This window comes from Cellulomonas sp. JH27-2 (assembly GCF_014837175.1).
Lineage (GTDB): Bacteria > Actinomycetota > Actinomycetes > Actinomycetales > Cellulomonadaceae > Cellulomonas.
Map to the genome: position 1 here is coordinate 388,550 of NZ_JACYFR010000003.1, position 16,494 is coordinate 405,043.

At 70.9% G+C, this 16,494-nt stretch carries 17 protein-coding genes; 13 read left to right on the top strand and 4 right to left on the bottom strand.

The features are described from left to right. Positions 1–5: 5 nt before the first annotated feature. Entirely contained in the window at positions 6–848 is an 843-nt protein-coding gene (locus tag IC607_RS10850) for a hypothetical protein (protein WP_191787391.1), read from the top strand. Positions 849–852: 4 nt separating this feature from the next. On the opposite strand, the gene IC607_RS10855 is transcribed toward IC607_RS10850, so the two are convergent. Then, the gene (locus IC607_RS10855; protein ID WP_191787392.1) at positions 853–1,656 is read right to left on the bottom strand and encodes an SGNH/GDSL hydrolase family protein; all 804 of its coding nucleotides are present in this window, start codon (positions 1,654–1,656) and stop codon (positions 853–855) included. A gap of 118 nt (positions 1,657–1,774) precedes the next feature. Between IC607_RS10855 and IC607_RS10860 the strand changes: the two genes are divergently transcribed. Then, a complete protein-coding gene (locus tag IC607_RS10860) occupies positions 1,775–3,199 on the top strand; it encodes an HNH endonuclease signature motif containing protein (RefSeq protein WP_191787393.1) in 1,425 nt (474 codons plus the stop codon). A 185-nt stretch (positions 3,200–3,384) separates the two neighbouring features. Here IC607_RS10860 and IC607_RS10865 read toward each other — a convergent pair whose 3' ends face one another. Continuing rightward, positions 3,385–4,086 (bottom strand): uracil-DNA glycosylase, encoded by a 702-nt coding sequence (locus IC607_RS10865; protein WP_191787394.1) that lies wholly within the window; start codon positions 4,084–4,086, stop codon positions 3,385–3,387. Positions 4,087–4,258: 172 nt separating this feature from the next. Between IC607_RS10865 and IC607_RS10870 the strand changes: the two genes are divergently transcribed. From IC607_RS10870 to groL, 4 genes are all read left to right on the top strand, one after another. Further along, complete coding sequence (locus IC607_RS10870) at positions 4,259–4,558, top strand: DUF3263 domain-containing protein (RefSeq protein WP_191787395.1); 300 nt, start codon at positions 4,259–4,261, stop codon at positions 4,556–4,558. Between the two features lie 96 nt (positions 4,559–4,654). After that, positions 4,655–5,290 (top strand): LytR C-terminal domain-containing protein, encoded by a 636-nt coding sequence (locus IC607_RS17870; RefSeq protein WP_191787396.1) that lies wholly within the window; start codon positions 4,655–4,657, stop codon positions 5,288–5,290. A gap of 115 nt (positions 5,291–5,405) precedes the next feature. After that, positions 5,406–5,609: a cold-shock protein gene (locus IC607_RS10880; RefSeq protein ID WP_191787397.1), complete on the top strand. Its 204-nt coding sequence runs from the start codon at positions 5,406–5,408 to the stop codon at positions 5,607–5,609. A 235-nt stretch (positions 5,610–5,844) separates the two neighbouring features. Continuing rightward, positions 5,845–7,470: a chaperonin GroEL gene (groL, locus tag IC607_RS10885; protein ID WP_191787398.1), complete on the top strand. Its 1,626-nt coding sequence runs from the start codon at positions 5,845–5,847 to the stop codon at positions 7,468–7,470. Positions 7,471–7,592: 122 nt separating this feature from the next. On the opposite strand, the gene IC607_RS10890 is transcribed toward groL, so the two are convergent. After that, on the bottom strand, positions 7,593–7,778 hold the full coding sequence (locus IC607_RS10890) for a heme biosynthesis protein HemY (protein WP_191787399.1): 186 nt from the start codon (positions 7,776–7,778) through the stop codon (positions 7,593–7,595). 198 nt (positions 7,779–7,976) lie between these two features. On the opposite strand from IC607_RS10890, the gene IC607_RS10895 reads away from it, so the two are divergent. Next, the gene (locus IC607_RS10895) at positions 7,977–9,323 is read left to right on the top strand and encodes an MDR family MFS transporter (RefSeq protein ID WP_191787761.1); all 1,347 of its coding nucleotides are present in this window, start codon (positions 7,977–7,979) and stop codon (positions 9,321–9,323) included. Between the two features lie 24 nt (positions 9,324–9,347). Here IC607_RS10895 and IC607_RS10900 read toward each other — a convergent pair whose 3' ends face one another. Next, complete coding sequence (locus IC607_RS10900; RefSeq protein ID WP_304516314.1) at positions 9,348–10,571, bottom strand: pyridoxal phosphate-dependent aminotransferase; 1,224 nt, start codon at positions 10,569–10,571, stop codon at positions 9,348–9,350. A 220-nt stretch (positions 10,572–10,791) separates the two neighbouring features. Here IC607_RS10900 and urtA point away from each other — a divergent pair, with 220 nt between their 5' ends. The 6 genes from urtA to IC607_RS10930 all read left to right on the top strand — a co-directional run bounded on the left by urtA (position 10,792) and on the right by IC607_RS10930 (position 16,449). Next, on the top strand, positions 10,792–12,054 hold the full coding sequence (urtA, locus tag IC607_RS10905) for an urea ABC transporter substrate-binding protein (protein WP_225224820.1): 1,263 nt from the start codon (positions 10,792–10,794) through the stop codon (positions 12,052–12,054). A gap of 64 nt (positions 12,055–12,118) precedes the next feature. Then, positions 12,119–13,003, top strand: coding sequence for an urea ABC transporter permease subunit UrtB (gene urtB, locus IC607_RS10910; protein WP_191787401.1), 885 nt, complete (start codon positions 12,119–12,121; stop codon positions 13,001–13,003). Continuing rightward, positions 13,000–14,127: an urea ABC transporter permease subunit UrtC gene (urtC, locus tag IC607_RS10915; protein WP_191787402.1), complete on the top strand. Its 1,128-nt coding sequence runs from the start codon at positions 13,000–13,002 to the stop codon at positions 14,125–14,127. The genes urtB and urtC overlap by 4 nt, the downstream gene beginning before the upstream one ends. Then, positions 14,124–14,996 (top strand): urea ABC transporter ATP-binding protein UrtD, encoded by an 873-nt coding sequence (gene urtD, locus IC607_RS10920; protein ID WP_191787403.1) that lies wholly within the window; start codon positions 14,124–14,126, stop codon positions 14,994–14,996. Before urtC ends, urtD begins: the two co-directional genes overlap by 4 nt. Further along, positions 14,996–15,691, top strand: a complete 696-nt coding sequence (gene urtE, locus IC607_RS10925) for an urea ABC transporter ATP-binding subunit UrtE (RefSeq protein WP_191787404.1) — start codon at positions 14,996–14,998, stop codon at positions 15,689–15,691. Before urtD ends, urtE begins: the two co-directional genes overlap by 1 nt. Positions 15,692–15,741: 50 nt before the next feature. Continuing rightward, a complete protein-coding gene (locus IC607_RS10930) occupies positions 15,742–16,449 on the top strand; it encodes a GntR family transcriptional regulator (RefSeq protein WP_191787405.1) in 708 nt (235 codons plus the stop codon). The last annotated feature ends 45 nt before the right edge of the window (positions 16,450–16,494 follow it).

Genomic DNA, 16,494 nt, shown 5'->3' on the forward strand with positions numbered 1-16,494 from the left:
ATTCCGTGACGACCGCCGGCCGGCCTCCCGGGAGGGAGCGCCGGCTGCGCCGGCTGTCGGGGCTCGTCGCCCTGCTGCTCGTCGTCGCCGGCGTCGTCGCGACGCGTGCCACGGCCCCGACCTCCGCGGCCTGGACCGACCCCGCGGTCGTGGTGGCCATGGCGAGCTCCACCTCGTGGACCTCGACGACCGGCAACCCGGTCGTACCCGGGAACAGCTCCACGTCGGTCAGCAACATCGCCTGGACGCAGAACAACTACACGTCGTCGATCAGCGTGTGCTTCAGTGCCCAGGTCACGACGGCCTCGGCTACGCCAGTGGCGTGGGCCATCGTCATCGACACGTCGCAGCCGCCGTGGAACGGCGTGACCACGGGTTACAGCCAGCAGGGTGACGGCTACAGCTGGGCGGACAACACGCCCTCGGCAGGCAAGATCCAGATCTCCGGCGGCTACACGGACAACATGGGAGCATCGGCGACTCAGCCGCGAACCGTGTCGGTGTGCAACTCGTCGCTGCAGCCGATCGCTGCATCCAAGGCCACGGCCGCGTTCACGACGGCATCCGAGCACGGTACCTGGACCGATTCGCAGGCGTGCATCGTCACGACGGTGACGGGCAACGGCTCCCAGCCCTTCTACTTCAACTGGGCGGCGTCGGTCGACATGCAGCCGGCGATCGCGAGACTGGTCGGTGGCGTCAGCCAGATCCGTGCGGACGGCGTGCCCCTCGCCTTCAGCCCCGCACTGTCGGGGGCGGTGAGCTCCTATACGGCGTCGAGCCAGACGGCCTCGGCGATCAAGGGGTCTAGTGCGTACTCCTTCACGGTCTGCGCGTACCACTACTGACGGGTCACTCCACCGGCGTGAGGTCCGGGCGCTTCGGGACGCGAAGGTCGCCGGACGACCGGCCGCGCAGGCGGCGGGTCGCCCACGGGTAGACGTGCTCGCGGACCCAGGCGGCGTCCTCGCGCATCTTCTGCGTGCGGGGCGTCGGGGGCAGGGGCGTCAGCGGGTCGTCCCAGGCCTCGTCGTCGGGCGTCAGGCCCAGGCCGACGAGCGCGGCCTGCGCGACGCGCGCGTGGCCCTCGGTGGTGAGATGGATGCGGTCCTCGGCCCACATCCGCCAGTCCAGCAGCGAACGCATGCCCCACAGGTCGACGACGTAGGCACCGTGCCGACGGGCCATCGACCAGATGTGCGCGTTGTAGATGCCGACGCGTGAGCGCGTCGCGCGGACCAGGGGGCTTCCTGCCGCGTCGACCCCGGTGCCCAGCAGCACGTCGATACCGGCTTCGCGCAGCCGGACGACGGCGTGCTCGAGATTGCGGGCCAGGCGGTCGATGTCGGCGGCCGGGCGCAGGATGTCGTTCCCGCCGCCGACCAAGCTGACGAGGTCGGGCGTCATCTCGATCGCGGCCGGGACCTGGTCGACGACGATCGACTTCAGGAGCCGGCCACGGATCGCCGTGTTGGCGTAGCTGAGCGGGCTCTGGCCGGCGGCGACGCGGCGCTCGGAGAGGCGTGCAGCGAGCACGTCGGCCCAGCCGCGGGTCGGGGCGTCCGGGCCGTCGGGTGAGTCCCAGAGGCCTTCCGTGAACGAGTCGCCGATGGCGACGTAGCGGGACCAGCGGGGGGACTCGGGCGTCGAACTCACCTCGTCATTGTGCACTCCGGGTCGGCTCGCGGTCGTCGTGTCGGTGGTCGGTCGTACAGTTGTTCGAGTGGTTGGGTCCTTTCCCGACGACGACGACCGCGATGATCGAGAGGGGGTGGTGAGCGTGACCGGCGCGTTGAGCGTGAAGCCTGGCGGCTACGTGACCGTCACCCGGCCCGGTGCGCCCCTCGCGGCGTTGGTGCCCGAGTACGACGGGCGCGAGCTGCCGACCTTCCCCGTGCCGACGTCCCCCGGTGGTGCCTCGATCGCAGAGATTGCCGGCCGGTTGGCGGAGCTCGAGGTCGCGGACCTCGGTGCGTTCGACCTCGTCGAGGTGGCGGCCGGCTGGGCGCAGGTCATGGCGATGGCGGCGGCGTACCAGGCGCGGGCCGTCGGCGAGATGCTCAACCGGGACACGGGCGTGGGTGAGGCGGTCGTCGACGAGATCGCGTGCGCGCTGGTCACCACGGGCCGCGCGGCAGGGGTCGTCGTCGGTCGTGCGGCGGGTCTGGCGACGTCGCCCGTGCTCGAGGACGCGCTCCTGGCAGGGACCTTGGACGCCCGCAAGGTGGACGTGATCCTCGACGAGACGTTGGTGCTGCACGACCGCACCTGCCGGGAGTCCGTGGTGGCCGATGCGGCCGCAGCCGGTGCCGGGATGACGGCCCCGCAGCTCGCCCGGTACGTCCGCAAGCTGGTGCTGATCAACGACCCGGCGAACGGCAAGGAGCGCGCGCAGCGGGCCCGCAAGGATCGCGACGTCCGGCTGCGTTGGATCAACGACAACATGGCCAGCCTCTCGGCCTTCCTGCCGGCGGCCGACGCCGTCGCGGCCATGACGGCGATCGACGCCCTCGCCGCGGGCGCGAAGTCCGCGACCGACGACCGCACGATCGACCAGCGCCGCGCGGACGCCTTCGCGGACGTCTTCAAGGGCATCCTCGACTCCGGCACGACGCCGGACGGCACGCTGGTTCCGACGCGGCACGGCAAGCGGACCTCGTTGCAGGTGACCGTCGGAGCCAACACGCTGCTGGGTCTCGACGACCTACCCGGCGACCTGGCCGGCTACGGCCCCATCCCGGCCTACGTCGCGCGGGAGCTCGCCCAGGACGCGACGTGGACCCGGATCCTCACCGACCCGGCCGACGGCGCATTCGTCGAACGGGGACGGGTCAGGTACCGCCCGGGTGCGGACCTCACGGGAACCGTCCTGGCGCGGGACGTGACGTGCACGTTCCCTGGCTGCCAGCAGCCGTCGGCCCGGTGCGAGCTCGACCACGTCGCCCCCTTCGACGACACCCGCCCCGCCGACACCCAGACCACCGTGGACAACCTTCAGGCCTTGTGCAAGCACCACCATCAGCAGAAGACCCGGAAGCGTTGGCACGCGACGCGCGATCCGGTGACGGGCAACTGCGTCTGGACCAGCCCGGCGGGGATCACGTACTCGCGCTCGCCGATGGTGTTCGAGATGGCGCCCTCCGGGTTGGTCCACCGACCGCCGCCGCCCGCACCCGAGGACGACTCGCCCCCCTTCTGAGCCCGCTCGCCCGACGCCGCCGCCCGACGCCGCCTGCCCGACGCCGCTGCCCGACGCCGCCTGCCCGACGCCGCTGCCCGACGCCGCTGCCCGACGCCGCCTGCCCGACGCCGCCTGCCTGACCCTGCCCGCCGTTCCGTCCGGTGCGCATTCTCGACGTTCGGTGTGGCCGACGCGGGCGTGGGCTACGGGAGCGTCCAGTCGATCGGGTCGGCGCCCTGCTGCACCAGGAGCTCGTTGACCCGGGAGAACGGCCGCGACCCGAAGAACCCGCGCGACGCCGACAGCGGGCTCGGGTGCGCGCTCGCGACGATCGGCACCGACCCGAGTGCGGGCGTCAGGCTCTGGGCGTCGCGCCCCCAGAGCAGCGCGACCAGCGGACCACCACGTTCGACGAGCGCAGCGATCGCCCGGTCGGTCACGGCCTCCCAGCCGCGTCCACGGTGGGACGCCGGCTCGCCGGGGCGCACGGTGAGCACCCTGTTGAGCAGCATGACGCCGCGGTCGGCCCAGGGGGACAGGTCGCCCGACGTCGGCATCGGGGCTCCGACGTCCGTGCCGAGCTCGCGGTAGATGTTCGCGAGCGAGCGGGGAACGGGACGGACGTCGGGCTGGACGGAGAACGACAGCCCCATCGGGTGGCCGGGGGTGGGGTACGGGTCCTGGCCGACGACGAGCACGCGCACGTCGGCCATCGGCCGGGCGAAGGCGCGCAGGATCGCGTCGGCCGCCGGGAGGTACGTACGACCGGATGCGACCTCGGCGCGCAGGAATGCTCCCGCGGCGTGGATCTGCGGTTCGACGGGCGCGAGAGCTCGGGCCCAGTCGGCGGCCATGACCTCCTCGAGAGGTCGGGTGGCACCTGGGCTCGACGGTGTGGACGTCACCCGGGAACGCTATCGACCTCCGTGGCGACCGTCTCGCCCGGCTGACGAGAGGGTGCGTGCGAGGGCGGCGCCCACCAGGTCGCGAGGATCGCCCGTCCGGCGAATGACATGGATGTCGTTCGGGTCGTACGATGGCGCGAGCACGGACGGCAGGACGATCACGGGAGGTTCGATGGACGGCGCGACGATGCGGCTCGAGTCGCTGCCTACCCTCACGGAACCCGGGCTGACCGAGCGTGACGAGCAGATCCTCGCGTTCGAGCGGCAGTGGTGGAAGTATGCCGGCGCCAAGGAGCAGGCGGTCCGTGAGCTGTTCGACATGTCGGCCACGCGGTACTACCAGGTGCTCAACGCGCTGATCGACGACCCGGCAGCGCTCGCGCACGACCCGATGCTCGTCAAGCGCCTGCGCCGGATGCGCTCGTCGCGCCAGCGGGCCCGCACCGCGCGTCGCCTGGGCTCGCAGGGCTGAAGCGAGCCCCTGCGGACGTGCCACGCGGACACGCCACGCGGGCGCTGCGGCCTGCGCTGACACGAGCTCACGGGTGCAGCAAGTAACCTTGCGGCCGTGAGCAAGGCCGACTACCCCTACGCCGACGACGAGTTCGACGCACCCACGGGGCCGGATGTCCCCCGAGGTGTCCATCGTGCACCCCGCTCGGCGTGGAGCAGGTGGTGGCCGTTCGTCGCGGTCATCGTCATCGTCCCCCTCGTCGCCTACGCGCTCGTGACGTACGCGTCGCGGGACAACGGGACGGACGACGACACGACCACGACCGGGACCACGACGTCCGCGACGCCGAAGGCGACGACCCCGTCGGCCGGCTCGTCCGTCAAGGTGACGGACAAGGCGACGGACGACGCGACGGACGATGCGACCGAGCCGAGCGACGAGCCCACGGACGACACGGCGACCGCCGAGGTCCAGCTCGACACGCCGGTCGTCGTGCTGAACGCTGCGGGCATCAACGGCCTGGCCGCCAAGACGGTGACGGCCTTGAAGGGCGACGGGTTCACCGCGGCCAAGGCCGAGAACTTCTCGGGGACCAAGCCGGACGCGTCGGTCGTCTACTACGCGAGCGACGACCTCAAGCCCACCGCGGACAAGGTCGCGTCGTCGCTCGGGATCGACGACGTCCAGCAGTCGGCGACCGACGCAGGCGCCGGCATCAGCGTCGTCCTGCGGACGGCTCCGCAGGGCTGACCGCCCGGCAGTCGCAGGATCTGCATCGACCCTGGTCAGGCGGACGCACCGCGCACTAGGCTCGCCGCACCAGGGTGCCGGGGAGCCCCTGCGCAGCACTCGTCGAGGAGACCCGATGGCACAGGGCACCGTGAAGTGGTTCAACGCCGAGAAGGGGTACGGCTTCATCACCCCGGACAACGGCGGCGCTGACCTGTTCGTCCACTTCAGCTCCATCCAGGTGGACGGCTACCGCACCCTCGAGGAGGGGCAGGCCGTCGAGTTCGAGGTGGGGCAGGGCGCCAAGGGCCCGCAGGCGGAGCAGGTCCGCCCGGCCTGACGCCGGCCCGACGCCGGCATCGCCGCGCGGTCCGATCCTCCGCGCGGAGCGAACGCGTCTTGCACTCTCGTGGGTCGAGTGCTAACCATTGACTTAGCACTCTCGGGTTGAGAGTGACAGAATCACCCGGCCGTCCGATGAGGGCTGCGGGAGCACGGGACATGACCGTGCGCCCCGGTCCGTCCGTCGCGGGCATCGTCGGCCCACCCACGAACAAGTGAAGGATCACAGCCCCATGGCCAAGATCATTGCCTTCAACGAGGAGGCCCGTCGCGGCATCGAGCGGGGTCTCAACACCCTCGCCGACACCGTCAAGGTCACCCTGGGCCCCAAGGGCCGCAACGTCGTCCTGGACAAGAAGTGGGGCGCCCCCACGATCACCAACGACGGTGTCTCCATCGCCAAGGAGATCGACCTCGAGGACCCCTTCGAGAAGATCGGTGCGGAGCTCGTCAAGGAGGTCGCCAAGAAGACCGACGACGTCGCGGGTGACGGAACCACCACCGCCACGGTCCTGGCCCAGGCGCTCGTGCGCGAGGGTCTGCGCAACGTCGCTGCCGGCGCCAACCCGATCGCCCTGAAGAAGGGCATCGAGGCCGCCGTCGAGGCCGTCACCGGCGCCCTGCTCTCGCAGGCGCGTGACGTCGAGACCAAGGAGCAGATCGCCGCGACCGCCGCGATCTCCGCCGGCGACACCTCCATCGGCGAGCTCATCGCCGAGGCGCTCGACAAGGTCGGCAAGGAGGGCGTCATCACCGTCGAGGAGAGCAACGCGCTCGGCCTCGAGCTCGAGCTCACCGAGGGCATGCGCTTCGACAAGGGCTTCCTGTCGGCGTACTTCGTGACCGACCCCGAGCGTCAGGAGGCCGTCCTGGAGGACGCGTACGTCCTGCTCGTCGAGGGCAAGATCTCGAACGTCAAGGACCTGCTGCCGCTGCTGGAGAAGGTCATCCAGGCCGGCAAGCCGCTGTTCATCGTCGCCGAGGACGTCGAGGGCGAGGCCCTGGCCACGCTCGTCGTCAACAAGATCCGTGGCCTGTTCAAGTCGGCCGCCGTCAAGGCGCCCGGCTTCGGCGACCGCCGCAAGGCCATGCTGCAGGACATCGCCATCCTCACCGGTGGTCAGGTCGTCTCGGAGACGGTCGGCCTCAAGCTCGACACCGTGGGCCTCGAGGTCCTGGGCACGGCCCGCAAGGTCGTCGTGACCAAGGACGAGACGACCATCGTCGAGGGCTCGGGCGACGCCGCGCAGATCGCCGGCCGCGTCTCGCAGATCCGTGCCGAGATCGATAACTCGGACTCGGACTACGACCGCGAGAAGCTGCAGGAGCGCCTCGCCAAGCTCGCCGGCGGCGTGGCCGTCATCAAGGCGGGCGCGGCCACCGAGGTCGAGCTCAAGGAGCGCAAGCACCGCATCGAGGACGCCGTGCGCAACGCGAAGGCGGCCGTCGAGGAGGGCATCGTCGCCGGTGGTGGCGTGGCGCTCATCCAGGCCGGCAAGACGGCGTTCGAGGGCCTCAAGCTCGAGGGCGACGAGGCGACCGGTGCTGCGATCGTGAAGCTCGCGATCGAGGCCCCGCTCAAGCAGATCGCGATCAACGCCGGCCTCGAGGGTGGCGTCGTCGCGGAGAAGGTGCGCAACCTCCCCGTCGGTCACGGCCTCAACGCCGCGACCAACACCTACGAGGACCTGCTCGCCGCGGGCGTCAACGACCCGGTGAAGGTCACGCGCTCCGCCCTGCAGAACGCCGCGTCCATCGCGGCGCTGTTCCTCACCACCGAGGCCGTCGTGGCCGACAAGCCGGAGAAGGCCGCGCCGGCCGCTCCCGGCGGTGGCGAGGACTTCGGCGGCGGCTTCTGAGCCACCCGCTCGCGGCCTGACGGCCGCACGCAGTTCCACGGACGGGCCGGCCACCTTCGGGTGGCCGGCCCGTCCGGCTGTCCGAGGCGTCCTGGGCGATCGTGCGCGGTGTCCCGGCGATCTCAGGAGGCGTGGCGCAGGAGGAAGTCCGTGTCGGTGTCGCGGCCGCCCTCGGGGTCGCGGGCGACGGTCGTGTCGACGAGCGCGACGGTGTCGGCGACCCGGATCGGTGCGGGCAGGACGCGGTACTGCGCTGCCGGGTCCGGGGAGGTCGGCGACGTCGGCTCTGCGGCGTCGGGCTCGGGCATCGCGACCTCCTGGTGGTGCGGTTGCTCCCACTATGCACCAGGTTCGACCCGGTGATGGTGAGACGCGGTTGCCGCGACGAGCGGGTGGGCGTTCAGTGGTGACGTGAACGTGCTGCTCTGGATCCTGCGCTGAGCGCCCAGGTCGACCGGGCCGACGTGGGCTTCCGGTCCGAGCGTGGGCCTGTGCTCGTCGCCCTCATGGTGACGACGGGCCTCGTCGCGATCGACTCGACGATCCTCGCCACCGCGGTCCCGACGATCGTGCGCGAGCTGGGCGGGTTCTCGTCGTTCCCCTGGCTCTTCTCGCTGTACCTGCTGACGCAGGCCGTGTCGGTGCCGATCTACTCCAAGCTCGCCGACACGTGGGGCCGCAAGCCGGTGGTCCTGATCGGGATCGCACTGTTCGGGCTGGGGTCGCTGCTGTGCGGCTTCGCATGGTCGATGCCCGCCCTCATCGCGTTCCGCGCCGTGCAGGGCCTGGGCGCCGGGGCGGTGCAGCCGATGGCCGTCACGATCGCCGGTGACATCTACACCGTCGCCGAGCGCGCCAAGGTGCAGGGCTACATCGCGAGCGTGTGGGGGATCTCGTCGGTCGTCGGCCCGACGCTCGGCGGCGTCTTCAGCCTGTTCTCGTGGCGGTGGATCTTCTTCGTCAACATCCCGCTGTGCCTGCTGGCGGCATGGCTGCTGTGGCGCCGCCTGCACGAGGACATCGAGCGGCGCCAGCACCGGATCGACTGGGCGGGCGGCGCGCTGCTCACCGCGTCCGTGAGCCTGCTGATCCTCGGCATCCTCGAGGGCGGCAACGAGTGGGCGTGGGTCTCGGTGCCGAGCGTCGCCGTCCTGGGCGTCGGCCTCGTGCTGCTGGGCGTGTTCCTGGTGGTCGAGCAGCGGGCCGACGAGCCCGTACTGCCGCTGCGCCTGCTGTCCCGCCGGCTGCTGGCGACGACGGCCGCGATCTCGGTCGGCGTGGGCGTCGTGCTCATCGGCCTGACCTCCTACATCCCGTCGTTCCTCGAGGCGATCCTGGGTGTGACCCCGCTCCAGTCCGGCCTAACCCTGGCCCTGCTGACGATCGGCTGGCCGATCGCCGCCTCGCAGTCGGGCAGGCTCTACCTGCGTCGCGGGTTCCGCTTCACCGCGCTGCTCGGCACGGCGATCGTCGTCGTCGGCTGCGTCGCGCTCCTCGTGGCTGCGAAGCACCCGTCGCTGTGGGCGGTCGGCGGCGCGTGCCTCGTGGTCGGGCTGGGGATGGGCCTGACGGCGTCGCCCACCCTCATCGCCGCGCAGTCCAGCGTCGAGTGGGGCGAGCGCGGCGTCGTCACCGGCGCCAACATGTTCGCCCGGTCGATGGGCTCCGCGGTGGGCGTGGCGGTCATGGGCGCGATCGTCAACGCCGCGCTGCGCGGGGTGGACGGCGACACGCACCCGGCCGCGCTGCAGGTCGCCGTCCGCGACGCACTCGTCGCGGTGCTCGTCGTCGCGGTCCTCATGATCGTCGCCGCGCTGGCGATGCCCCGTGACCACGCCCAGTCCGCAGCCTGACGAGGCCGCACCGGCCGGCAGCGCCTACTGGCGGTACGACGACAGGAAGTTGCCCAGCCGCTCGACCGCCTCGGCCAGCACGCGGGCCTCGGGCAGCGTGACGATGCGCAGGTGGTCCGGGTCGGGCCAGTTGAAGCCCGTGCCCTGCACCAGCAGGATGTGCTCGCTCACCAGCAGGTCGTAGACCAGGCGGGCGTCGTCGTGGATCTCGTGCACCTCAGGGTCCAGGCGCGGGAACAGGTACAGGGCGCCGTCGGGGCGCACGCACGTCACGCCCGGGATGGTCGTCAGGCCCTTCCAGGCGATCTCTCGCTGCTCGTGCAGGCGTCCGCCGGGGGCGATGAGTCCGTCGATCGACTGCACGCCGCCGAGCGCGGCCTGCACGGCGTGCTGGGCGGGGACGTTCGGGCACAACCGCGTCGAGGCCAGCAGCGTGATGCCCTCGAGGAAGCCGGTGGCGTGGTCGCGGGGGCCGGTGATGACGAGCCAGCCCGAGCGGTAGCCGGCCACGCGGTAGGTCTTGGACAGGCCGTTGAACGTGAGGCAGAGCAGGTCGGGCGCGACCGTCGCCATGGGCGTGTGGACGGCGCCGTCGAACAGGATCCGGTCGTAGATCTCGTCGGACAGCAGGAGCAGGCTGTGCTCGCGCGCGATGGCGGCGATGCCCTCCAGGACCTCTCGCGAGTAGACCGCGCCGGTGGGGTTGTTGGGGTTGATGACGACGAGGGCCTTGGTGCGCGGCGTGATGAGCTCGCGGATGTGGTCCAGGTCGGGGGCCCAGCCGTTGCTCTCGTCGCACCGGTAGTGCACCGGCCTGCCGTCGGACAGCGACGTCATCGCCGTCCACAGCGGGTAGTCGGGCGAGGGGATGAGCACCTCGTCGCCCTCGTCGAGCAGCGCCTGCATGACCATGGTGATGAGCTCGGAGACCCCGTTGCCCAGGTAGACGTCGTCGACGTCGATCTCCGGGAAGCCGGGCTCGGTCTCGTAGCGCGTGACGATGGCCCGACGAGCCGACAGGATGCCCCGGCTGTCGGTGTAGCCGTGCGCCTGGGGGATCGCGGCGACGACGTCGCGGACGATCTGGTGCGGCGCCTGGAACCCGAACGCCGCCGGGTTGCCGGTGTTGAGCTTGAGCACCTCGTAGCCGTCAGCCTCCAGGCGCGCGACCTCCTCCAACGCCTTGCCGCGGATCTCGTAGAGGACGTTCTTCAGCTTGGAGGACTGGTCCAGCGCGCGCAGGGGCATGCCTCGAAGGGTAGTCCGGGCTCTCGTGGCCGTCGCCGAATCGGGATCGGGTCGAAACGCGGCGTTTACCGGACCGCTCCTTTGTCCGAAACACCCGGTCCCTAGCGTTCTCAGGCATGGGCACAGGGATGTATACAGCGCGGGACACAGCGCGGTGCGCGTGCTGCCTGAGCCACGAAGTCCGGATCTGCTCCGCTCCTCCCCAGCGAAAGGCACCCCGTTGACCAGAACCTCCACGCGCGCACTCGCACTGACTGCCGCGCTCGCCACCACCGTCGGGCTCGCCGGCTGCGGCGCCAAGACCGACGCCTCGGCCGGATCCAGCGGTTCCGCCGCCGCCACCGGCTCGTCGTGCGTCGACACGTCGGGCGACAGCATCAAGATCGGCTTCCTCAACTCGCTGTCCGGCACCATGGCCATCTCCGAGCAGACGGTCCGCGACTCCCTGGACATGGCGGCCGACGAGATCAACGCGGCCGGCGGCGTGATGGGCAAGCAGCTCAAGGTCGTCGCGGAGGACGGGGCGTCCGAGCCCACGGTCTTCGCTGAGAAGGCCGAGAAGCTCATCACCTCCGACTGTGTCGCGGCAGTCTTCGGCGGCTGGACGTCGTCGTCGCGCAAGGCCATGCTCCCCGTCTTCGAGAGCAACGACGCGCTGCTGTTCTACCCCGTGCAGTACGAGGGCCTCGAGGCGTCGAAGAACATCTTCTACACCGGTGCGACCACGAACCAGCAGATCATCCCCGCGATGGACTACCTCAAGGAGCAGGGTAAGAAGAAGGTCTTCCTCGTCGGCTCCGACTACGTCTTCCCGCGGACCGCCAACAAGGAGATCGACGCCTACGCCAAGGCCAACGGCATCGAGATCGTGGGCGAGGAGTACGCGCCGCTCGGCCACACGGACTTCTCGACGATCGTGAACAAACTCAAGGGCTCGGGCGCCGACGCGGTGTTCAACACCCTCAACGGCGACTCCAACGTGGCGTTCTTCAAGGAGTACAAGAACGCCGGGCTCAAGGCGGACTCATTGCCCGTCGTCTCGGTGTCCATCGCCGAGGAGGAGGTGGGCGGCATCGGCGTCGACAACGTCGAGGGCCAGCTCACCGCATGGAACTACTACGAGACGGTCGACAGCCCCGAGAACAAGAAGTTCGTCGCGGACTTCAAGGCCAAGTACGGCGACGACCGCGTCACGTCCGACCCGATGGAGGCGGCGTACACGTCGCTCTACCTCTGGAAGGGCATGGTCGAGAAGGCCAAGTCGTTCGCGGTGCCGGACATCCAGGCGGCTGCCGGTGGTGTCTCGTTCGACGCGCCGGAGGGGAAGGTCACCGTCAACGGCGAGAACCACCACATCGCCAAGACTGCGCTGATCGGCAAGATCGCGAAGGACGGCCTGATCTACACGGAGTGGAAGTCCGACGGGCCCATCGAGCCGGACCCGTTCCTCAAGGGCTACGACTGGGCCGCCGGCCTGTCCTGATCCGCGGTGCGGTGGCCCGACGAGCACTCGTCGGGCCACCGCCGGTCACGAAAGGGGACGGCGCGTGGATGCCGTGATCTCCCAGACGTTCGCCGGGCTGAGCCTCGGGTCGGTGCTGCTGCTCGCGGCGCTCGGCCTGGCGCTCACGTTCGGCCAGATGGGCGTCATCAACATGGCGCACGGCGAGTTCATGATGGCCGGTGCGTACACCGCCTTCGCCGTGCAGAAGGTCGTCTCCGACGCGGGGCTCTCGCTGCTCGTCTCCCTGCTGATCGGGTTCCTCGTCGGCGGCCTGCTGGGCCTGCTGCTCGAGGTCACGCTGATCTCGCGGATGTACACCCGGCCGCTGGACACACTGCTCGTGACGTTCGGCGTCGCGCTCGTGCTCCAGCAGCTGGCCCGCGACATCTTCGGCGCCCCCAACGTCGACGTCCGCGCTCCCGCCTGGCTGTCGGGTGCGGTGCCGATCCTCGGGGTCGACGTCCCCAAGACCCGCGTCTTCATCCTCGGCCTGTCGATCGCCTGCGTGGTCGCGCTGTCCCTGGTCCTCAAGCTCACGCCGCTCGGCCGCCGCATCCGGGCCACGGTCCAGAACCGCGACCTGGCCGAGACATCGGGCATCTCGACGCGGGCCACCGACCGGCTCACGTTCTTCATCGGCTCCGGCGTCGCCGGCATCGCGGGCGTCGCGTTGACGCTGCTCGGGTCCATCGGCCCGACGCTCGGCACCAACTACATCGTCGACGCGTTCCTCGTGGTCGTCGTCGGCGGCATCGGCCAGCTCAAGGGCGCGGTCATCGCGGCCTTCGCGCTCGGGCTGCTGCAGGCGACGATCGAGTACTCGTCCACGGCGAGCATCGCCAAGGTGCTCGTCTTCGTCGTCATCGTCGCGTTCCTGCAGGTCCGGCCGCAGGGCATCGTCTCCGTGCGCACGCGGAGCCTCGCATGAGCGGGCTGTGGCGCAACCCCACGGCGCGTCTGTGGGTCGGGGTCGCGATCGCGGCGGTCGTGCTGTTCGTCGTCGCGCCGGGGACGCTGTCCGTGTTCCGGCTCAACCTGCTGGCCAAGTTCCTGTGCCTGGCCATGGTCGCCGTCGGCATCGGGCTGGCGTGGGGCCGCGGCGGCATGCTGACGCTCGGCCAGGGCGTGTTCTTCGGTCTCGGCGGCTACATGATGGCGATGCACCTCAAGCTCGCCGACGCCGGTCCGGGCGGCGTTCCGGACTTCATGTCCCTGTACGGCGACGGCACCGTCCCCGGCTGGTGGGAGCCGTTCCGCAGCCCGGTGTTCACGATCGTCGCGATCGTCGTGCTGCCGACGCTGATCGCCGCGCTGCTGGGGCTGGCGGTGTTTACTCGGCGCGTGCGCGGCGCGTACTTCGCCATCCTGTCCCAGGCGCTCGCGGCCGCGTTCGCGATCCTGCTCATCGGGCAGCAGAAGGTCACCGGCGGCACCAACGGCCTCAACGGCTTCCAGGGCTTCTTCGGGTTCGCGCTGTCCGACCCCGCCAACAAGCAGATGCTCTACTTCATCGCCGCCGGGACCCTGCTGGTGATGGTGCTGCTGGTCCGGCTGCTGTACCGCTCCCGCTACGGCGAGCTGCTGGTGGCCGTCCGTGACCAGGAGAACCGCGTGCGATTCCTGGGCTACAACCCCGCGCTGGTCAAGGCGGCGGCGTTCGCGGTTGCCGCGTGCTTCGCGTCGATCGGCGGCGCGCTGTTCGTGCCGATCGTCGGCATCATCTCGCCTGCCGACGTGGGCGTCGTGCCGTCCATCGTCTTCCTGGTGGGCGTCGCGATCGGTGGCCGGGCCACGCTGCTCGGGCCGGTGCTGGGGGCGATCGCCGTCTCCTGGGCCGAGTCGTCCCTGTCCGAGTCGTTCCCCTCGTTCTGGACCTACTTCCAGGGCGGCCTGTTCATCGTCGTCGTCGCGTTCCTGCCCGGCGGTCTCGCGTCGCTGGGTCAGGTGTGGCGCAAGCGTCGGGCGGTCGAGGCACCGCCCGACGACGAGGCCGACGACCCGGCCGCAGTCGTCGCCGAGCCCGAGCCCAGCACCTCCGGGAGGTCCGCATGAACGCCGAGAAGACGCCGGGGTCGCCAGCCGCGATCCTCGGCGAGGGCCAGCTCGACCCCGACGCGCTCGAGACCGTGCTCGCCGCGCCGGAGTCCCGGTTCCGCCACGACTACCTGGAGATCCGCGACCTGCGCGTCTCGTTCGACGGGTTCGTCGCCGTCGACGGGGTCGACCTGACGGTCACGCAGGGCGACCTGCGCTTCCTCATCGGGCCCAACGGCGCGGGCAAGACGACGATCGTCGACGCGATCACGGGGCTCGCTGCCGCCACCGGCTCGGTGCGGTTCGGCGGCGTCGACCTGCTCGGCAAGCCGTCGCACCGCATCGCGCGCGCCGGCGTCGGCCGAACGTTCCAGACCGCGAGCGTGTTCGACGAGCTCACGGTCCTGCAGAACCTCGACATCGCCGCCGGCGCGGGGCGGGGGATGCGGACGCTGCTGCGGCGGCGGTCGGGCGTGCCCGACGACGTGGCCGCGGCGATGGAGACGGTCGGCCTGACCCACCTGGCCGCCACTCCCGCCGGGATCCTGGCGCACGGGCAGAAGCAGTGGCTCGAGATCGGGATGCTGCTGGTGCAGGACGCCCACCTGCTGCTGCTCGACGAGCCTGTCGCCGGGATGAGCCAGGCCGAGCGCGAGGAGACCGGGCAGCTGCTGCAGCGCATCGGCGAGCAGCGCACGGTCGTCGTCGTCGAGCACGACATGGAGTTCCTGCGCTCGTTCGCCTCGTCGGTCACCGTGCTCCACCAGGGGCGCGTGCTGTCCGAGGGGACCGTCGCGGAGGTCCAGGCGGACCCACGGGTGGTCGAGGTGTACCTGGGGTCGGGTTCGGCGCGTGCCGGCTCGTCGGGTTCGTCGAAGGAGGCATGATGCTGACTCTCACCGGGGTGCACGTCGGCTACGGGCGCACGTCCGTGGTGCACGGGGTCGACGTCGAGGTGGGTGCCGGGTCCGTCACCGCGGTGATGGGGCACAACGGCGCCGGCAAGACGACGCTGCTGCGCGCCGCCGTCGGTCTGCTGCCGGTGCGCAGCGGGAAGGTGACGCTGGACGGAGCCGACGTGACCCGCATGCGCCCTCACCAGCGGGTGCGGCGCGGGCTCGCCTACGTGCCACAGGGTCAGCAGTCGTTCGGGCAGCTCACCGCGCGCGAGAACCTGCAGCTCGTCGTCGACGGCGCCGGTCCCGCCGGCGCCGGGCGGATGGACGAGGCGCTGGACCTGTTCCCCGCCCTGCGGGGGCTGCTCGGCCGGCGCGCCGGGCTGCTCTCGGGCGGCCAGCGCCAGCAGCTCGCGATCGCCCGCGCGCTCATCACAGGGCCGCGCGTCATGGTGCTCGACGAGCCCACCGAGGGGATCCAGCCGTCGGTCGTCGCCGAGATCGAGGACGCGATCGTCACGCTCGCCGCCTCCAAGGGGCTGTCGGTGCTGCTCGTCGAGCAGCACGTCGGCTTCGCCCTGGGCGCCGCCGAGCGGTACTACGTGCTCGAGTCGGGGCGCGTCACGTCGCAGGGCGACGGGGGTGCGGCGTCCGAGGAGGACGTCCGCGCGGCGATGGCACTGTAGGCCGGTTCGTTGAACGGCTCGGACCGACGAGAGGACTACGCTTCGTGACCATGAGCACGGGCCTGACCGAGGGGCTCACCCCCGCCGACAGCTCGTCGCTGCGTGAGATGGTCTACCACCGGCTGCGGGACGAGATCCTCAACGGTCGGATCTCCCCGCGCGAGCGCCTCACGGAGCCCAAGCTCGGCAAGGCCTACGAGGTGTCGCGGACCCCCGTGCGCGAGGCGCTGTCCCGGCTCCTGTCCGACGGACTGGTGGAGCGCACCGACTTCGGGTATGCCGTCGTCGTGCCGAGCCTGGAGGACCTGCGCAACCTCTACGAGCTGCGCATCACGCTCGAGCTGCGGGGCATCGGCCGCGCCATCGAGAACCCGCAGGTGCGGCACGACGAGGCCGCGCTGGCCGCCGAGCTCGAGCGCTGGCAGGAGATGCGGGACACGCCGCCCGAGCCGGACCCGTCGTTCGTCGTGAAGGACGAGGGCTTTCACCAGGTCCTGTCGCGCTCGTCGGGCAACGCCCAGCTCACCGACGCCCTGGTGACCGTGAACCAGAAGATCCGGGCCGTGCGGATGCACGACTTCGTCGAGGAGGGGCGCGTGACGGCCACCATCGACGAGCACATGGAGATCCTGCGCCTGGTGATCGCCCGCGAGCTGCCGGAGGCGCTGACCGCGCTGCACAAGCACGTCGGCGAGTCGCTCGAGGTGGTCATGGAGCGGGCGACGCAGGCCATGACGCGGATGGCGCTCGCGGGCTGAGGCCCGCCTCCTCTCGCGCCCGTAACGCACCGTTTACGCCCGGAC

Bases quoted from the DNA above. Each gene is read 5' to 3' on its own strand.
- urtD (WP_191787403.1), top strand. From the start codon at position 14,124: ATGAACGCCGAGAAGACGCCGGGGTCGCCAGCCGCGATCCTCGGCGAG.
- groL (WP_191787398.1), top strand. From the start codon at position 5,845: ATGGCCAAGATCATTGCCTTCAACGAGGAGGCCCGTCGCGGCATCGAG.
- IC607_RS10895 (WP_191787761.1), top strand. From the start codon at position 7,977: ATGGTGACGACGGGCCTCGTCGCGATCGACTCGACGATCCTCGCCACC.
- IC607_RS10880 (WP_191787397.1), top strand. From the start codon at position 5,406: ATGGCACAGGGCACCGTGAAGTGGTTCAACGCCGAGAAGGGGTACGGC.
- urtC (WP_191787402.1), top strand. From the start codon at position 13,000: ATGAGCGGGCTGTGGCGCAACCCCACGGCGCGTCTGTGGGTCGGGGTC.
- IC607_RS10930 (WP_191787405.1), top strand. From the start codon at position 15,742: ATGAGCACGGGCCTGACCGAGGGGCTCACCCCCGCCGACAGCTCGTCG.
- IC607_RS10900 (WP_304516314.1), bottom strand. From the start codon at position 10,571: ATGCCCCTGCGCGCGCTGGACCAGTCCTCCAAGCTGAAGAACGTCCTC.
- IC607_RS10890 (WP_191787399.1), bottom strand. From the start codon at position 7,778: ATGCCCGAGCCCGACGCCGCAGAGCCGACGTCGCCGACCTCCCCGGAC.
- urtE (WP_191787404.1), top strand. From the start codon at position 14,996: ATGCTGACTCTCACCGGGGTGCACGTCGGCTACGGGCGCACGTCCGTG.
- IC607_RS10870 (WP_191787395.1), top strand. From the start codon at position 4,259: ATGGACGGCGCGACGATGCGGCTCGAGTCGCTGCCTACCCTCACGGAA.